This window comes from Streptomyces sp. NPDC056738 (assembly GCF_042790435.1).
Classification (GTDB): Bacteria; Actinomycetota; Actinomycetes; order Streptomycetales; family Streptomycetaceae; genus Streptomyces.
The window spans coordinates 428,439-444,155 of record NZ_JBHTZF010000005.1 but is presented as its reverse complement, the minus strand read 5'-3'; the positions used below and the strand labels follow the sequence as shown (position 1 = coordinate 444,155).

General features: G+C 70.4%; 16 protein-coding genes. 7 read left to right on the top strand and 9 right to left on the bottom strand.

Going from position 1 to position 15,717, the window contains the following annotated elements; translation table 11 throughout:
- Nucleotides 1-61 precede the first annotated feature (61 nt).
- The 5 genes from ACFRIC_RS16205 to ACFRIC_RS16185 all read right to left on the bottom strand — a co-directional run bounded on the left by ACFRIC_RS16205 (nucleotide 62) and on the right by ACFRIC_RS16185 (nucleotide 4,155).
- Nucleotides 62-820 (bottom strand): DUF899 family protein, encoded by a 759-nt coding sequence (locus tag ACFRIC_RS16205; RefSeq protein ID WP_382785426.1) that lies wholly within the window; start codon nucleotides 818-820, stop codon nucleotides 62-64.
- A 250-nt stretch (nucleotides 821-1,070) separates the two neighbouring features.
- Nucleotides 1,071-1,496, bottom strand: a complete 426-nt coding sequence (locus ACFRIC_RS16200; protein WP_382785423.1) for a hypothetical protein — start codon at nucleotides 1,494-1,496, stop codon at nucleotides 1,071-1,073.
- 243 nt (nucleotides 1,497-1,739) lie between these two features.
- Entirely contained in the window at nucleotides 1,740-2,795 is a 1,056-nt protein-coding gene (locus ACFRIC_RS16195; protein ID WP_382785417.1) for a CU044_5270 family protein, read from the bottom strand.
- Nucleotides 2,792-3,409 (bottom strand): RNA polymerase sigma factor, encoded by a 618-nt coding sequence (locus tag ACFRIC_RS16190; RefSeq protein WP_382785412.1) that lies wholly within the window; start codon nucleotides 3,407-3,409, stop codon nucleotides 2,792-2,794. The genes ACFRIC_RS16195 and ACFRIC_RS16190 overlap by 4 nt, the downstream gene beginning before the upstream one ends.
- 227 nt (nucleotides 3,410-3,636) lie before the next feature.
- The gene (locus ACFRIC_RS16185) at nucleotides 3,637-4,155 is read right to left on the bottom strand and encodes a helix-turn-helix domain-containing protein (RefSeq protein ID WP_382785408.1); all 519 of its coding nucleotides are present in this window, start codon (nucleotides 4,153-4,155) and stop codon (nucleotides 3,637-3,639) included.
- A gap of 115 nt (nucleotides 4,156-4,270) precedes the next feature.
- Here ACFRIC_RS16185 and ACFRIC_RS16180 point away from each other — a divergent pair, with 115 nt between their 5' ends.
- The 5 genes from ACFRIC_RS16180 to ACFRIC_RS16160 all read left to right on the top strand — a co-directional run bounded on the left by ACFRIC_RS16180 (nucleotide 4,271) and on the right by ACFRIC_RS16160 (nucleotide 7,376).
- Nucleotides 4,271-4,762, top strand: coding sequence for a YbaK/EbsC family protein (locus ACFRIC_RS16180; protein ID WP_382785405.1), 492 nt, complete (start codon nucleotides 4,271-4,273; stop codon nucleotides 4,760-4,762).
- A 159-nt stretch (nucleotides 4,763-4,921) separates the two neighbouring features.
- Nucleotides 4,922-5,968 carry a hypothetical protein gene (locus ACFRIC_RS16175; protein WP_382785402.1) on the top strand — a complete coding sequence of 349 codons (1,047 nt, stop codon included), beginning with the start codon at nucleotides 4,922-4,924 and terminating at the stop codon, nucleotides 5,966-5,968.
- Nucleotides 5,969-6,073: 105 nt separating this feature from the next.
- Nucleotides 6,074-6,538 carry an SRPBCC domain-containing protein gene (locus ACFRIC_RS16170; protein ID WP_382785399.1) on the top strand — a complete coding sequence of 155 codons (465 nt, stop codon included), beginning with the start codon at nucleotides 6,074-6,076 and terminating at the stop codon, nucleotides 6,536-6,538.
- Nucleotides 6,535-6,879 (top strand): ArsR/SmtB family transcription factor, encoded by a 345-nt coding sequence (locus tag ACFRIC_RS16165; RefSeq protein WP_382785396.1) that lies wholly within the window; start codon nucleotides 6,535-6,537, stop codon nucleotides 6,877-6,879. The genes ACFRIC_RS16170 and ACFRIC_RS16165 overlap by 4 nt, the downstream gene beginning before the upstream one ends.
- 59 nt (nucleotides 6,880-6,938) lie before the next feature.
- Complete coding sequence (locus tag ACFRIC_RS16160; RefSeq protein WP_382785394.1) at nucleotides 6,939-7,376, top strand: SRPBCC domain-containing protein; 438 nt, start codon at nucleotides 6,939-6,941, stop codon at nucleotides 7,374-7,376.
- Between the two features lie 254 nt (nucleotides 7,377-7,630).
- On the opposite strand, the gene ACFRIC_RS16155 is transcribed toward ACFRIC_RS16160, so the two are convergent.
- On the bottom strand, nucleotides 7,631-8,209 hold the full coding sequence (locus ACFRIC_RS16155) for a TetR/AcrR family transcriptional regulator (protein WP_382785391.1): 579 nt from the start codon (nucleotides 8,207-8,209) through the stop codon (nucleotides 7,631-7,633).
- A gap of 94 nt (nucleotides 8,210-8,303) precedes the next feature.
- Here ACFRIC_RS16155 and ACFRIC_RS16150 point away from each other — a divergent pair, with 94 nt between their 5' ends.
- Nucleotides 8,304-8,750 (top strand): anthrone oxygenase family protein, encoded by a 447-nt coding sequence (locus ACFRIC_RS16150; RefSeq protein WP_382785388.1) that lies wholly within the window; start codon nucleotides 8,304-8,306, stop codon nucleotides 8,748-8,750.
- Nucleotides 8,751-9,018: 268 nt separating this feature from the next.
- Here the strand turns inward: ACFRIC_RS16150 and ACFRIC_RS16145 are convergent, their stop codons facing one another.
- Nucleotides 9,019-9,828 carry a PIG-L family deacetylase gene (locus ACFRIC_RS16145; protein ID WP_382785930.1) on the bottom strand — a complete coding sequence of 270 codons (810 nt, stop codon included), beginning with the start codon at nucleotides 9,826-9,828 and terminating at the stop codon, nucleotides 9,019-9,021.
- A 456-nt stretch (nucleotides 9,829-10,284) separates the two neighbouring features.
- Here ACFRIC_RS16145 and ACFRIC_RS16140 point away from each other — a divergent pair, with 456 nt between their 5' ends.
- Nucleotides 10,285-11,076, top strand: coding sequence for a BTAD domain-containing putative transcriptional regulator (locus ACFRIC_RS16140; RefSeq protein WP_382785385.1), 792 nt, complete (start codon nucleotides 10,285-10,287; stop codon nucleotides 11,074-11,076).
- Here the strand turns inward: ACFRIC_RS16140 and ACFRIC_RS16135 are convergent.
- Both ACFRIC_RS16135 and ACFRIC_RS16130 read right to left on the bottom strand, forming a co-directional pair.
- Entirely contained in the window at nucleotides 11,071-14,448 is a 3,378-nt protein-coding gene (locus ACFRIC_RS16135) for a BTAD domain-containing putative transcriptional regulator (RefSeq protein WP_382785382.1), read from the bottom strand. The two genes, ACFRIC_RS16140 and ACFRIC_RS16135, sit on opposite strands and share 6 nt — an antisense overlap.
- A gap of 46 nt (nucleotides 14,449-14,494) precedes the next feature.
- A complete protein-coding gene (locus ACFRIC_RS16130) occupies nucleotides 14,495-15,715 on the bottom strand; it encodes a hypothetical protein (protein ID WP_382785379.1) in 1,221 nt (406 codons plus the stop codon).
- Between the last annotated feature and the right edge of the window lie 2 nt (nucleotides 15,716-15,717).

Genomic DNA, 15,717 nt, shown 5'->3' with positions numbered 1-15,717 from the left:
TAGCGGGAGTCCTCCCAAGGCATGTGACCACGCCGCCGCAGCGATGGCCGTCGGCACCGGTTCACGAGCAACAGCCTGAGGCGCCTGTGTCGGGCCGTCCGCCGTCGAGGCCGTCGTCGTGACCGGCGGCAATCCGTGCCCATTGCGCGGTCGGCCGTCCGTCCTTGCGGAACTGCTGACCGAGGGTCGCGTACGGCTGCGGCCAGCCCGACGGGGAGTCCTCCCAGTTCTCCTGCCGTCCGTAGACGGTCATGTCGAGGATGCCGTAGGACGGGGCCATGGGTTCGACGCCGCGGCCGGTGGTCCAGTACGTCTCGTAGACGCGGTCCCCGTCGCGGAGGTAACTCGCCTTCATCCCGAAGTGGCGGCCGGCGAGGAGCCGTTCGTGTGACTCGGCGGGGACGGAGTACCAGGGCATGCTCCAGCCCATGAAGCGGCGGTAGCGGTCGGATTCCTCGTAGGGGCCTTGACAGAAGACGGCGAAGGTGACGTCACGCTGATGCAGATAGGCCAGTTCGCGGACCTGGCCGGTGAAGAAGGTACAACCCTCGCACTGGTTTGCGGCGGTGTGGCCGTCGTGCCACATGTGATACGACACGAACAACTGGGCGCGGCCCTCGAAGACGTCGATCAGGGGGACGGTTCCGTTGCTTCCTGCGAGCGGAGTCGAGGGGTCCACCTCGGTCATGGGCAGCCGCCGCCGTGTGGCAGCGATCGCGTCGCCCTCCCGGGTGTGTGCCTTCTCCCGGACACGCAGGGTGTCGACGGCGGCCAGCCACTCCCGGCGGGAGACGACCGGCGGCATGTTCTCAGCAGTCATGTCCGTACAGACCCGGCAGCCCGCAAGAACTCATCGGTGGAGCCGGATCAAGGACTCGACCAGGCTGGACATTCCACGGTCGACGAGATCCTCGGCCCATCACGTGTCGGCCCAACTGCAGTCACGCCTAACCATCTGCGAGGCCAGCGGCAGACAGGAGAAGTACGCCGGCGGCGCGCCGAGCTCGATGAGGTGGCGCGTCCCGCCCGGCTGACAGGACGGCACCTGGGAAGCGGGCGCCTCCGGCCGGTCAGGCCGAGGTGAAAAACGCCTCGGGGGCGTCGTCGAGGACGAATCCGTTGTCGAGGCGGACGCGGACCGTGACGCGGAGCTTCTGCCGTTGGTAGGCGGCCCACTGCTCTTCCAAGGCCCCCACCTGCTCCTCCAGTTGCGTTCTGCTCGCCGGCGGCATCTGGTGGCCGAAGTCGTCGAGGAGCGACTTGAGGCGCTGGTACTCGCGGACCTCGTGGCTCTCCTGACGGTGGTGCTCGTCCACACGCTCGACGGTTCCCTCGATGCCCGCGGCCAGGGCCAGGGAGGCGGCGAAGGCGCCCGTCTCCTCCAGGGGCTCCTCCCCGGCCGGGGTCACGGACCCGGCCAGCCGGAGATCCGTCGCCAGCCGCACCCGTCGGCCCACGTTCAGCGTCATCGATCCTTCGTCTTCCTCGTCGGTCATCCGGCGATCCGGTACACGGGGCATCGCCCCGCGTACCGGACTGGACAGGACACGATCATCCCACCGTTCCCGAAGTCCACCGCTGACGTCGGCGCAGGCCATGGAGGGGATTCGCCCCGGCCCGACTACACCCCGGCCCGAAGACCGGGCGCCTCGCGCGATGTCGGAGGCAGGGGGCGGACCCGGATGGATCGGGGTGGACCGAGTGGGCCGGCCCAGCCCCCGTGCGTCACCCCCTGCGGCTCAGCTCTCGGCTCCCGCAGCGGCCGTCTCGCCGGGCCGGTCGACCACGGCGCGCTGCAGTACGGCCGTGCTGCCCATCAGGGTGTCGGACGTGATGCCCTTCTGCCGGTCGTGGGTGATGAAGCCGCGCGCGCCGAGGAATGCCAGGCTGTGCTTGTCGAAGATCCATTCGTCGCGTGTGGCGGAGGAGGGGTCCTCGCGTGTGATGGCGATCCCGTGCCGGCCGGCCACGTCGACGGCGTCCGGGATCTCCTTGACGCCCGGTATCTTCGCGGCCGCCTTGTACAGGGCGGCCGTGTTCCGCGGTGGCATGAGCGTCTCGCTCAGCAGGTCGCCGATCAGGGAGAAGACGGCCTGTTCCCTGGACTCCCCGTCGAACACGCGGACGTCATGGCGCAGCCGGGTGAGCAGGGCGTCGGGATCGGTCGGCAGTGAGGCCAGCCAGGTGTACGTGGGGTGGTCGATGCCTGCCGGGACCGCGTCGGTGGACTGGATGGGGATCGTCTCGTCGGGCATCACGGCGTCCTTGCCGGACTCGCGCATCCAGCCGAGAGTCTTGCGGGGCCTCGGGTCCTGCGAGGTCCATGTCTCCACGGTGTGCGGGGCGCCGAGTTCCACGGGTCCTTCGAACGTCCCCTTGTTCGACACCGTCAGGCTCCTGACGTACACGAACTGGTCGTCCCTGACCGGCGTGACGTCACTGGCCATGGCGGCGACCGCGATCCGGTTCAGGGTGACGGAGGCGCTCTGGGCGCGGGTGCCGCCGGCAGCCGCCCGGTCCGTCGGCGCGGGGTCGTGGCCGGTGACGGTTAGGGTGACGGCCAGTGCTGCGGCCAGCGCCATGGAGGCGAGGGGCACCAGGATGGCCGGACGGCGCGTCAGCCTGCGGCGCGGTCCCTGGACTCGGACTGGGGCGGGAGCATGGCCGAGGTCGTGGTCGATCTGCTGCATCAGGACGTCCTTGTGGTGGAGGTGTCGCTCCGGCGGGAGGTCCCATTCGGCCGGCGCGGACAGCAACTCCAGCGCGTCCTCGGTCGATCGGCGGTCGGCGTTCATCGGGTCTCCTCCTTCAGGAACAGGGCCGCGAACGCGGCCTCACTCTCCACCTCTCCTCGGGGACCGGGAGGTTCCGTCCTCGCGCCGGCCTGTTCGGAGCTGAGCCGGGCGAGCCGGGCCCGGGCACGCGAGAGCCGCGACCGTACGGTGCCGACGGGGATCCCGAGCGTCTCCGCGGCCTGCCGGTAGTCGAGTCCGGCCGACACGCACAGCGCGAACACCTCACGCTCCTGGCGGCGCAGCCGGCCCAGTGCCTGATGGACCAGCGCGAGGCGGCGGGCGTCGTCGATCCGCCCCGCGGTCTCCTCCGCGAAGTCCTCGACGGGACGCGGCTGCGGGCTGCGCGCGAGGAAGGCGAGCCGCCGGCGCAGGCTCCGGTTGGCGTTGCGCGCCTTGTGCGTGGCGATGCCGAGCAGCCAGGGCCCCAGCACCCCGCCCTCCGGCTCGACCCGCTCCCGGCCGCGCCAGGCGGCGAGGAACGTCTCGGACATGACCTCCTCGGCCTGTGACCAGTTGCCGGTCAGCCGCAGGGCATGGTTGTAGACCGCCCGCGCGTACTGGTCGTAGAGCTCGGCGAATGCCGCCCGGTCCCCCGCCCGTATGCGCGCACGCATGGATTCCGCTGGTTCGTTTTGACTCACACTCGGTACTCTCCGTGCCCCGCACTCAGTTCCCGTGACGCGCGTCACCCCCGGATGCGACGGGCGCCCGCCCCGAACAAGGTCGGCCACCGTCGCGCGCAGCAGCACAGCAGACGCAGCACGCGCAGCAGGCGCAGCCGACGGAGGCAGCGCCCCGCGTCACGTCATGTCTGCCCGACGGCGGCACCGATCGCGGGTGGTCATCGCGGGTGGCGCACGAGCAGCACGGCCTCGACGTCTCCGGCGGGAGCCCGATACAGGTGAGGGACATCGGCGGCCCAAGTCCCGTGCATCCCGGGGCCGACCAGGAGAGGATCCTCGGCGTCACCGACGAGGGCGGTGCCGGTGAGAACGATGATGTGCTCCGTGGCGCCCGGGGCGTGGGCCGCGGAATCCTGCGTCGCTCCGGAGCGGATGCGGATCCGGTAGGTCTCCGTGACGGCGGCGTCGGTCTCGTACCTCTCGAGCAGTACGGCATCGACGGCGTCCCCGGAGATCGTGGCAGGAGACTCGAGATCGTGGAGAACGCTGCTCAGCGGCACCTTGAGTGCGGTGGTCAGGGCGTAGAGCGTTTCCAGGGTGGGATTGCGGCGTCCGCCCTCCAGTTCGGAGAGCGTCGCTTTGCCGATCCTGGACCTGCGCGCCAGCTCGGACAGCGACACCCGCTGCTCCTCACGCAGCCTCTTCAGGCGCAGACCGACGTCGGCTGCCAGATCCATGGTGCCCCTGTCCGTTGCGCGAGAGCCGGTTGATTCCGATGGCTTGCGAGATCTATCGTTCCACATACAGAACGTTCCGTATACGGAACGCCCCTTTGATGTGAGGAAGAATCGCATGGAGTCCCGGGAAGACACGTCCCTGCCCGCCCGCAGCAGGGAGGTGGCACGCATCCTCACCGCGGTCGGCGTGACAGGCCAGGTGCGCGAACTGACGGATTCGACGCGCACGGCCGCCGAAGCCGCTGCCGCCCTGAACTGCGACGTGGGCGCGATCGCCAACAGCCTCGTCTTCATCTCCGACGACGAACCGGTCCTGGTTCTGACCAGCGGCCGCCACAAGGTGGACACCGCGGCACTGGCCACCCGCTGGAACCGCGGTCCGCTCCGACGCGCCACCCCGGACCAGGTACGACAGGCCACCGGACAGGCCATCGGCGGAGTGGCTCCGGTCGGCCACCCCGGGGTGCTCCCTACCGTTGTCGATGCGGCCCTGACCGACTACCCGCAACTCTGGGCCGCGGCCGGAACTCCTCGCACCGTGTTCCCCACGACCGTCGATGAACTGCTCCGGCTCACCGGCGGGCTCCTGCTCCCGGTCGGCCCGTGACCGGTACTCCCCTCCGTCGAGCACGACGACTCGCCCAGGAGCCAGGCAACAGGCTTTCAGGACAACGGAGTTGGCAGGAGGCGGAAACCGCGTGGCACCGCGTGAGCGGCCTCCGCCATGATGTGCGGCGATGTTGTCCATACGAAGGCGGTTGCCACGTTGACGCTGTCCCCGGCCACGCAGGCCATACTCGACCGATGCGCCGACGGTGACGCCCCGGAGGCGGCGCGGCAGTGGGAGTCCCTGGCCGCCGAGGCCGTGCTCCGGCACGGGGGGCCGACCGATGCGGAAGCCCTGCTGCCGCTGTTCCTCTCGGCGCCCGCCGCGCACGAGGCGCTGATACCGGTTCTCGCCCGTCACGGCGACCGGCCGCTGGCCGTGCGCCTGCTGGAGGCGACGGTCGAGGGAGGCCGGCTGCGCGAGGACGTACCGTCCGGCGTACTCCACGCCGTAGGGCGCCTGGGGTACACCCCGGCCACACCCCTGCTCTGGGAGCACGTCGACAGCTCGTACGACGTCTCGAAGGACGCGTGCCTCGGCCTGCTGCACCTGCCGTGCGAGGAACTGCGGGGCCCGATCGCCGAAGCGCTGGAGAAGCACGAGGGATCCGCGCTGTTCCCGGAGTTCCTGCCCGTCCTCGCCCCGAAGACCGAGGACCCGGCCTGGCTGGAGCGGCTCGTCGCGTGGGGTGAGGACGCCGCCTCGGTCGACTGCAACGGCGGTCTGATCCTGGGGGTCTCGTTGTACGGCGACCCTGCACGCGCCGCTTTCACCCGCCTGTTGTGGGACACCCGCTGGGAGGCCTGCGGAACCGGCACCGGATCAGCGCTGTGGACGTACGCGGGTACGCGCGTGCTCGGCCTGGGCCTGCCGGAACTGTATGCGGACCTGCAGGCCCGGTTGCAAGCCTCCGCGGACCGGAACGGCCAGTGGGAAGCTCTGCGGTCGCTCATCACGCTGGCGCGGCTTCGGTGCGCGGACGTCTGGACCGGAGTGAGGGCGGCCGAGGTCCAACCCGAGAGCTGCGACGCCCTGTACAGCGCGCTGTTCACCTCTGCGGTCGACGACGGTGACACGCTCACCGAGGTCGCCGACCAGGTCTTCGGCGGTGACGATCACCTGTCGGACGAGGTCTTCCATCTGGAGGCCGCCCTGCGCACCGCGGCGGCACACGAGTGGGCGTTGCGCGCGGCCGCTTCACGCTGACCGGAAGGCCCAGGCCCGGAACCAATGAGCAACCTTCGGTTGCGATAGGCGCCGGAGTCGCCTATCGTGATGTGCAACCTAAGGTTGCGAAAGGTGGCTGCGGTCATGGAGTACGGAAGCATCGAGCGCGAGTTGTACGTCGACGCCCCGCCTCAGGTGGTGTTCGACGTACTCACCGACCCCGAGCACATCCGGGACTGGTGGAGCGCGGAGAACGACTTCCAGGCGACCCCCGGCAGGCAGGGCAGTCTCACGTGGACGGACGAGGGCAGCGGGACCCGCACGTCCGCCCCGTTCACGGTCGTCAAGTCCGATCCGCCGCACACCCTGTCGTTCCGGTGGACCTACGACGAGGGGGAGACCGCGGCCCCGGACAACTCGCTGCTGGTGACCTTCGAACTCGCCCCGGCGGGCGAGGGGACCACGCTCCGCTTCCGCGAGAGCGGGTACCGCGAACGCGGTTGGGAGGCCGCGGTGCTCGAGGCGCACTACAACGACCACCGGCAGGGCTGGGACTTCTACCTGCCCCGCCTGGCGGCGACCGCCAAGCAGGTGGCGGGCACGCCATGAACACCGGTGTCGACGACGGTCTGTGGTCGGCGATCGGCGACCCGACCCGCCGCCGCATGATCGACCTGCTGCTGGCCGAGGGGCAGGGCACCGCGACGACCCTCAGCGCCCGTCTGCCCGTCACCCGGCAGGCCGTGACCAAGCATCTGACGGTCCTCGACCGGGCGGGACTCGTCCGTTCCACGTCGGCCGGCCGGGAGCGGCGCTACCACGTCGACGAGGCGCAACTGGCGCGCGCCGTGGCCCAGTTGCAGTCGGTGGGGGCGCTGTGGGACGCCCGACTGAACCGCATCAAGAACATCGCCGAGGCGATCCAGCGAGCCAAGAACGAGAAGACGTAACGAGTGAAGTAGCGAGAAGAAGCAACGAGCCGAGAACGCGATGAAGCGAGGAGATCGAGATGGCTGACATCCTGCACCGGGTCGGTACCACGGCGGCCCGAGACACGGTCTATCAGGCGCTCACCACGGTCGACGGTCTGGCCGCGTGGTGGACGACCGACACCAAGGGCAGCGGCGACGACGTACTGCAGTTCCGCTTCGGCGACGTCGGCGGCTTCGACATGAAGGTCCTCGAACTGCAGCCGGGCACCCTGGTGCGGTGGGAGGTCGTCGACGGTCCCGAGGAGTGGATCGGCACCACGGTGACCTTCGACCTCAAGCAGGAAGGCGAGTGGACGATCATCCTGTTCGCGCACGAAGGGTGGCGCGAGCAGGTGGAGTTCATGAACCACTGCACCACCAAGTGGGCACTGTTCCTGATGAGCCTGAAATCCTTCGCGGAGACGGGCGCCGGCGCACCGCACCCGCACGACGTGCGGATCAGCAACTGGCACTGACCCGGTCCGCGGGTGACTGCCGCCCCACTCCCCCGGCACGCTCGCGACTCCCCCTGGCACGCTCGCACCATCGTCGCGGCCAGGGGCGTGCCCCAGAGAGGGCCTCTCGAAGGCCGTAAGAAGGGCCCGAGAAAGGACCCGACAGCGAGGCCCGAGAGCCAGGCTCGGGAGAGAAGCCCGAGAAAGGGCTTTGGAAGCCCCTGCCCGACGGGCGGGGGCTTCTCCGTTCCGGTCCGGCCGCGCACCGACGGACCTCAGACCTTGGCGAGCCGGTCCACCAGCAGCGCCACCCTCCGTTCGGCGTCGCCCGGCGGCAGCCGTCCCGCGCGGGTCAAGGTCGCCAGCCCGTGCAGGGCCGCCCAGAACACCTCGGTGAACAGCGCCGGATGGACGCCGTCCCCGGCGACCTCACCAAGGCTCTCCAACAGGGCGGCGAAGGCGTCCTTCAGCGGTTCCGGGGTGTCCTCGTGCGCGAACGCCAGGCCGCCGTCGAGCTGGAAGATGGCGTCGTAGACCGCCGGGTTGTGTTCGGCGAAGTCGAGATAGGCGAGGGCCAGGGCGGTGACGCGAGCGCGCGGGCCGTCCGCGGCACGGGCCGCGGCCCGCAGCGCCGCGGCCATCTCCGCCGCGCCCTCCAGGGCGACGGCGCCGATGATCTCGCGCTTGCCGCGGAAGTGACTGTAGAGAACGGGCTGGCTGTACTCGATGCGCTCGGCGAGCCGACGCGTGGTGACCGCGTCCCAGCCCTGCTGCTCCGCGAGTTCGCGGGCCGTCGCCACGATGAGGCGCTCGCGGCCCGCCCGCTCACGCTCCTTGCGTTCCTGTACCGACATGATTCGATCCTAGCACTGCTAGACAATCGAGCGGCAGTAGGGCTAGCGTTGCCTCATCAGCTAGCAACGCTAGATTCCAGGAAGGGTCGTCATCATGCTCAACGCGCTCGAGGTCTTCACCACCGTGGTCGTCGGCGTGATGGTGGGGGTGGAGTTCTCCGTCGCCTTCTTCGTCAACCCGATCCTCAACGGCCTTCCGGGCGACAACGGGCTGCGCGGCCGCACCCACGGAGCACGGTTGCTCGGCGCCGTGATGCCGTTCTGGTACATCGGCTCGCTCGTCCTCAGCGTGATCTGGGCCGTCGCCGCACGGCACCACCACGGCTCCGGCCTGGTCGTCACCGCCGCCGGACTGCTGGTCCTCAGCGTGGTCATGTCGATCCTGCTGCTCGTCCCGATCAACAACCGGGTCAAGGCATGGACCGCCGACGGCCTGCCCGAGGACTGGAAGCAGCAGATGAACCGCTGGGACCGCTTCCACTACGTCCGCGTCGCCGTCATCATCGCCGCCTTCACCCTGCTGGCCGCCGCCCTCGCGTGAGCCCGCGGGCCACGGGCCGCGGCCGCACAGGTGCCGCCCGGCCGCCCCGAAGACCACCCGGCCGCCCCGAAGACCAGGAAAGTCTGGGAGTCGGGGCGGTCGGGCTGCGGCGCGGCGGACGGGCGGGCGGGGGGCGAGCAGATTGGACGGTCGGGTGGCGGGCGAGGGCATCGGGCAGCCGGTCGCCCAACCCTTCCGCTTCCACCTCCGCTCCCGCCTCCGCTTCCGGCTCAAGCCGTGCGGTCGATGCGCTCGCCGCCCGGGCGGATCAACGCAGTCCGGCGAAGAGATCGTTCTCGGGCACGGCCGCGCCGGTGGCGTCCTGGACTCGCACGAAGGTCTCCATGCCCATCAGCTCGCCGAACCGCTCCTTGCCCATCTTGAGGAAGAAGATGTTCTCGCCCTGACTGGCGTGTGCGGCCAGCGAGTCGAACTTCTGCCCGCTGAACGCGGTGGCGTCCACCCACGTGGTGATCTCGTCGTCGGGCAGGCCGATCTTGGCCATCTCGGCGGCCTCGGCGGGATCCGGCTCCGGCATGTCCTCGTGGAACTCGCGCATGATCTCGCCGAACCGCTGCATCATCGAGCGGGGCATCGTGGTCCAGTACACCTTCGGCGTCAGCTCGGTCATCTCCAGCGCCGCCATGGTGATGCGGTGGGCCTGGATGTGGTCGGGATGCCCGTAGAAGCCGTTCTCGTCATAGGTGACGACCACATCGGGCTGGTAGTGCCGCATGAGCTCCGCGAGCCGGGCCGCGCCTTCCTGGACAGGGGTCTGCCAGAAGGAACCGGGGGCGTCGTTGCTCGCCCAGCCCATCATCCCGGAGTCGGCGTAGTCCAGCGTCTCCAGATCGCTGATCTTCAGAACGTCGCAGCTCGCTTCAAGTTCCTTCCGGCGCATCGTGGCGACCGCCTCCGGATCATGTCCGGGTTCCCCCGGCTTCACACCCCCCGGTCCGTCACCGCAACGGCCGTCGGTACACGTCACGAGAACCGTGCGGATGCCTTCCGCCGCATACTGCGCGAGGACCCCTCCGGTTCCGGTGGCCTCGTCGTCGGGGTGGGCGTGCACTGCCATGAGCGTCAAGGGCCGGTCGGTGGTCATAAAACGGTTCCTCCTGCGGAAAAACGTCTGAGTCCGGGTGCGCGGCAGGCGTACCGCGATCCTGGGGCCGGATCCTGGCAGCGTCGTCGACCTCACGGCCTTCGCGCCCCGCCTGGTGGCGCCGGCCCCTCGCTTGATGCAACCGCGCGGGCCGGGTCGGCTGTTCCCGGCGCGTCCGTGGTCGGCGAACCGGAAGCGCAATGGGCGATCGGGTTTTGCTCTGAAATGCCCGAAACGGCAGGAGCTCCGCCACCCCACCGGGCGTCGGCGGGACCGCACACCCCCACGCCCGCACGCCCACACGCCCGCACGCCCGCACGCCCGCACGCCCGCACGCCCGCACCGGCAGCCATGCACGATCCATGCAGCACCCGAACGCCGGTCGCGCACAGTGGCCGCACGACCGGCACACACCATCGGGGGACCTGTATGAACGTTCAACTCCTGGGCTGCATCGAGCTGCGCACCGACCGCGGGGACCGGCTTCCGGCCTCTCCCTCGGTCGGGGCCCTGCTGGCCGCGCTGGCGTCGTCCTGCAACACCTTCGTGTCCGACGAGGACATCATCGACCGGATCTGGCAGGACGCGGCGCCGGTTCACCCGCGCAACGCGCTCTACACGCTGGCGACCCGGCTACGGAAGGTGCTTGACGGCGCCCATACCGCTGAGGGCACGGGCGAGGTGACCCGGCGGCGGGGAGGGTACGTCCTGGTGATCGACGCGGCATCCGTCGACGCCTGCCGCTTTCGTACGCTCGTCCGACAGGCCAGGAGCGCCGTCTGCCAGGGCGAGGACGAGCGGGCGCTGAGCCAGTATGAAGAGGCGCTCTCCCTATGGCACGGCGATCCGCTGTCCGGCGTCCGCACCGGGTGGGCGGAAGGCATCCGCGTCACACTGCGCCATGAATGGCGGGCCGCGGTGCTGAACAGCGCCGAGGTGGGGCTGCGCTTGAACCGCCACGACGACTACCTGCCCCAGTTGCACGAGCTGGCCTCCCTACACCCCCTCGACGAGAAGGTCGCCGGCCTGCTGATGCTGGCCCTGCACCGCAGCGGGCGTCAGGATGAGGCGCTGGGGTGCTTCCATCGGATCCGTTCCGAACTGGTGGACGGACTCGGTGACGAACCCGGGCCCGACCTGCGCGACCTGCACGAGCGGATCCTGCGCCGGGATGACGGGATCCGTACCGGCCGCCCGGCACCGCACGCCCTGGTGTCATGATCCGGCGAGCGGCTCGGCGGCGACGTCGCCGAAGTGGCGGGTCAGATACATCTCGATGCGGGATCCCGCATCGGCCGGCAGTTCCAGACGGGGCCGACGCGGTACCGGGTCCGAGTGCCGCGCGCCCGGCTCGGTACGCCAGAACGCGGACGTCCGCAGGTGGACCGGGGTGCCTATGGCGGCGAACAGGGTCTGGGCCTCTTCCCGCGACGCTCGCGCGCGACAGGCCTCGCCCACTGCCTCGTGGACGTCCGCCCTGACGGTCAACGCCCGCGCCCTCAGCAGTCGTTGGCCCGATTGTTCGGCGAACTCGGCCGCCTGGTCAGCGGAGTTACCAGCCTCGACGAAGGCACCCGTCTCCAGCAGGGCCACGGCGGCGACCGTACGAATACGCGGGAGTGTGAGGACGTTGCCCTCCACCGCCATGCCGGCGGATCTGTCCAGGTGGTCCAGCGCGTCGCCGTATCGCTCGACGACACAGCTCAGCGCGCCGCGCAGGAAGAGGATTTCGACGACTCCGGTGAGATGGCCCGTCTCCTCGGCGATGTCCCTGGCCGTGTCGAGGTGTTCGGCCGCCTCGCCCACCTGGCCGGTGCGCAGTTTCACCGAGGCGAGGCCGATGAGGGAGTCCACCTGGCAGTTGCGGTTGCCGACCTCCCGTGCGAGATGGAGAGCGTCCTCGTAGGCCCGGACGGCGCGGGCATCCTGCCCGGCGTCACTCCGGACCCGCGCCAGCGTCTCCAGCGTGACCGCCTCCGCGTAGAGCGAACCCGAGTCTCGCGAGGTGAGCAGGGACCTGCGCAGGGCGTGCTTCGCCTCGTCGAATCGTGCCTGCTCCTGCAGCACCAGTGCCCAGTTCACGAGGGCCATGGCGTGGATGTGGTCTGCGGCAGCGTCATCGGTGAGCGCGAGTGCCTGGACGATCGCCTCCTCGGCTTCGGCGAGCTGTCCGAGGGTGCCGTACAGGGAAGCCGTGTTGAGCAGCATCGTCTTCTCTGCGCCGGTCATGCCCAGGGTGCGGTAGATGGAGAGGGTACGCCGGTAGTAGGGCGGTGCCTTGTGCGGTTCGCCCAGCAGCTTCAGCGTCACTCCTTTGCCCTGAAGGCACTTCGCCTCGCCGTACAGCCAGTCGGCCCGTCGGGCCAGGAGTTCACCTCTCTCGTACTCGCCCAGTGCCTCTCGGAGGTCACCGTTCCTCCAGCGGGCGTTCCCCATCGAGATGCACGCGGACGCCTGACCGAGTGTGTCGTTCACGCGTTCGGCCGCCGTGCGGGCCAGACGGGCCAGCCGTATCCAGTCGGAGAGCGGGCGCCTGTGGTGGAATAGGTCCTGCAGCGCGTCCACGAGCTGCCACGTGTAGTGCGCGGGGCCTTGCTCCGCCGCGTGTCCGATCACTGCCGCGATGTCGTCCCACTCGGCGTCGAACCAGTCGACAGCCTCGTCCTGGGTCCGAAAGACGCGGGGAGCCGACCCGTCGACAGCGGCCGGGCGGCTGTACGGGACGTACATCCCGCATGCGGCGGCCGCGTTGACGACACTCTGCAGATAGTGGTCGAGGAGGCGGTCGACGGCCTTGTCCCGCTCGTCCTCGCCGTCCTCGGTAAACGCTCGCTCCCTGGCGTACTCGTGCACGAGGTCGTGCCAGGCGGGCCGGCCGTCCTCGCTGTCGCGCACGAGGTGGACCCGCTGGGCCAGGCCCAGGAGGTCGGCTGTCCGGGTTCCGTCCAGTCCCGCGCCGGCGGCGACGGCGCGCACCGAACGTCCGGTGCCCGGCACCAGGCCGAGAGAACGGAACACCCGCTTGGCCTCGTCGGACAGTGTGCCGTAGGACAGGTCGAGTGCGCCCCTGACGGCGACGCTCTCCTCTCCCTCCACATGCAGCCGCGCCAGGCGCCCTCGCTCGGCGAGCTCCTCGACATAGGTCGTGATGCTTCCCGGCCGGTCGCCGATCCAGGAACCGGCCACGCACAGCGCGAGCGGCAGACGGTCACAGAGTTCGACCAGGCGGGCGGCGGCCTGCGGATCCGCGGTGACGGCCTGCGGACCCACTGCCGCGCCGAGCAGTTCCAGCGCCTCACCGCTGTCCAGCAGATCGCAGAGCACCCGGTGAGCGCCGTCCAGGGTCACCAGCCCGCTCAGTCTGTGCCGACTCGTCACCAGGGTCAGCGATCCGCCGGTGCCGGGCAGAAGGCGCCGTACGACGGACGCGTCGGCGACGTCGTCGAGCACGATGAGCACCTGACGCTCAGCCAGGAACGTTCGGTACAGAGCGGTTTGCGCCTCGAGGCCGAGCGGGATGTCACGTGGTGCGGCGCCCAGTCCCTGCAGCAGCAGTGGGAGGGCCTCCTCCGCGGTCATGAGCTCCGCCGCGGCGTCGAACCCCCGCATGTCGAGGAAGAGCTGGCCGTCGGGGAAGCCGCTCGCGATCCGGTGCGCCCAGTGCAGCGCGAGGGCCGTCTTCCCCGCCCCGGCCGGCCCGACGATCAGGGCGAGCCCCTCCGGCGCCGACCGGGAGGCGTCGAGCCGGCGCAGTTCCGCGTTCCGGCCGACGAACCGGCGCGGGGCACGCGGCAGTTGGCGAGGCACCTGCCGTTCCCGCACGGTCACGGGCACAGCCGTCGCGGTGGCAGCGGGCTCCCCGGTCAGCAAGCGCTGGTGCAGTGCCTCCAGTTCTTCGGAGGGATCGACACCGAGTTCGTCCACCATCCTGCGGCGCAGCGCGGTGTAGACGGACAGCGCTTCGGAGGTCCGGCCGTCACGTTGCAGGGCACGCATCAGCAACGCGTGCGGACGTTCTCGGAGCGGGTGCTGCGAGGTGAGGTGGACCAGGTCCGCGACGGCGGCCGAGAACCGGCCCAGCCGCAGATCCGCCTCGGCTCGGCCTTCCAGGGCGGCGACGCGCAGTTCGCTGAGGCGCCGGCGTTCCGCTTCCATGGCGGGCAGGTCGGGGAGGGGGTCGCCCTGCCACAGCGAGAGGGCTTCGTCGTGGCAGCGGTAGGCCTGTGCCCACGCGCCGCTCTCCGCGGCTCGCGCACCCTCTCTGAGCAGGTCCTCGAAGACGAACACGTCGACCTCGGCCGGGGCCGCCCGCAGCACATAGCCGGGCCGGCGGGTGGCCAGCAGGCCGGTGGCCGCCGGTCCGATGGCGCGGCGCACCTCGGCGACAAGCGCCCGCACCCGGGCGGCCGCCGCGCCGGGCAGGTCGTCGCCCCACAGGCCCTGGGCCAGCCGCTCGACCGACACGACTCGGCCGGCATGCAGCAACAGCACGGCGCACAGAGCCCGTTGCCGGCCGGTGAGGGGGACGAGCTTCCCGTCGAGCCGGACGTCCAGCGGGCCGAGCAGGCGAAACCGGGGCGGGGTTCTGGGCACCAGCAGAAAATAGACGACCAGTACCTCGCGGGCAACGAACTTCCTGTCAGCCGCCGGCGAGCCGTGCGCACAGGGCTCGGCCCGCCCGGCGTACGCGGCCGGCGTGCCGCCTCCACCAGAGGCGCGCCCACAGGGTCTGCAACCCGGCGAGAACGAGAACGGTGGTGCACGCGTCGATCCGGGCCCCCCAGCCGGCGGGGCCCGATAGGAGAACGAGGGAGCGGTGGAACAGCGGCCAGGTCACCTCGGTGAGGGCGCGGAGGGCGAGGAACACGCAGATCGCCGTGCCCACGACCACGCCCAGCGCGTACACGTTCAGCCAGCGGCGTTCGGCGGCGGGCAAGGAACTCAGGGGGTCCTCGGCGGGACGTCCGCACAGACGCGCCACGGCATGGCGCAGTCGGCGCCCCGTGTCTCCGTACAGGTTGCGGCAGCCCGTCAGGTCCTGGACGACGAAGTACAGGTCGGTGCGCATGAACACCAGGCACTGGCTCGCCAGCGCGGTGAGCAGGGTCATCATGATCACGGGCAGCAGTTCCCAGTCGGCGCCGAGACAGCGGGCCAGTAGGCAGCCGCCCCACACCGCTCCGTCCACGGCGATCCCCGACAGGTAGACCGTGAGGCGTTTCCTGCGGCTCCTGAGCCAGATCCCGGACACCTCCGTCTGTGCCACCAAAAACTGCAGACGCGTCCCGAGGCGGATCCTTCCGGGCACGCCTGCGGCACGGGCTGTCATGAGGTGGGCCATCTCGTGCAGAGCGATCAGACACACCGCGGTCGCGCTCTGCACCAGGACCGTGAACGTGCCGTACTCGCTCCACAACAGCTCTCCCCAGCCCGGAAGCGCCCGGGGCCGGGACAGCGCGGTCAACAGGGCGACGACCGGGACGAGCAGGACGAGTCCCTGCAGGACCGGGCTCATCACCCAGCGCACGTGATGCGGGCGCATCCGGGGGAAGGACACGGCCGACGCCTTCGCCGTGAACTGCCGGCCACCGATGGACGCCACGAGCCCGGCCTGCGCGAGCTGGTCCGCGAAGGCGCGGACGTCGACGTCCCGTCCGGTGTCCACACGAAGGCTGCGGCGCGTCTCCTCGATCGTGTTCCCGGCTGCCAGCAGCCGCACGGCGGCCATACCCAGCTCGGGCAGGGCGACGATCTGTCCCCCTTCCTGCGTGCCGACGATCCACTCGCCTCTGTCGCGGCGGAATTCCAGTGTGCGCAGGACGACCGGCGTCCCGCGGTCGTTCGCGGGCGGTGCCGTCACCT

What these genes read in the sequence shown, in the direction of transcription:
- ACFRIC_RS16205 (WP_382785426.1), bottom strand. Translation starts at nt 820, where the DNA reads ATGACTGCTGAGAACATGCCGCCGGTCGTCTCCCGCCGGGAGTGGCTG.
- ACFRIC_RS16200 (WP_382785423.1), bottom strand. Translation starts at nt 1,496, where the DNA reads ATGACCGACGAGGAAGACGAAGGATCGATGACGCTGAACGTGGGCCGA.
- ACFRIC_RS16195 (WP_382785417.1), bottom strand. Translation starts at nt 2,795, where the DNA reads ATGAACGCCGACCGCCGATCGACCGAGGACGCGCTGGAGTTGCTGTCC.
- ACFRIC_RS16190 (WP_382785412.1), bottom strand. Translation starts at nt 3,409, where the DNA reads ATGCGTGCGCGCATACGGGCGGGGGACCGGGCGGCATTCGCCGAGCTC.
- ACFRIC_RS16185 (WP_382785408.1), bottom strand. Translation starts at nt 4,155, where the DNA reads ATGGATCTGGCAGCCGACGTCGGTCTGCGCCTGAAGAGGCTGCGTGAG.
- ACFRIC_RS16180 (WP_382785405.1), top strand. Translation starts at nt 4,271, where the DNA reads ATGGAGTCCCGGGAAGACACGTCCCTGCCCGCCCGCAGCAGGGAGGTG.
- ACFRIC_RS16170 (WP_382785399.1), top strand. Translation starts at nt 6,074, where the DNA reads ATGGAGTACGGAAGCATCGAGCGCGAGTTGTACGTCGACGCCCCGCCT.
- ACFRIC_RS16165 (WP_382785396.1), top strand. Translation starts at nt 6,535, where the DNA reads ATGAACACCGGTGTCGACGACGGTCTGTGGTCGGCGATCGGCGACCCG.
- ACFRIC_RS16160 (WP_382785394.1), top strand. Translation starts at nt 6,939, where the DNA reads ATGGCTGACATCCTGCACCGGGTCGGTACCACGGCGGCCCGAGACACG.
- ACFRIC_RS16155 (WP_382785391.1), bottom strand. Translation starts at nt 8,209, where the DNA reads ATGTCGGTACAGGAACGCAAGGAGCGTGAGCGGGCGGGCCGCGAGCGC.
- ACFRIC_RS16150 (WP_382785388.1), top strand. Translation starts at nt 8,304, where the DNA reads ATGCTCAACGCGCTCGAGGTCTTCACCACCGTGGTCGTCGGCGTGATG.
- ACFRIC_RS16145 (WP_382785930.1), bottom strand. Translation starts at nt 9,828, where the DNA reads ATGGCAGTGCACGCCCACCCCGACGACGAGGCCACCGGAACCGGAGGG.
- ACFRIC_RS16140 (WP_382785385.1), top strand. Translation starts at nt 10,285, where the DNA reads ATGAACGTTCAACTCCTGGGCTGCATCGAGCTGCGCACCGACCGCGGG.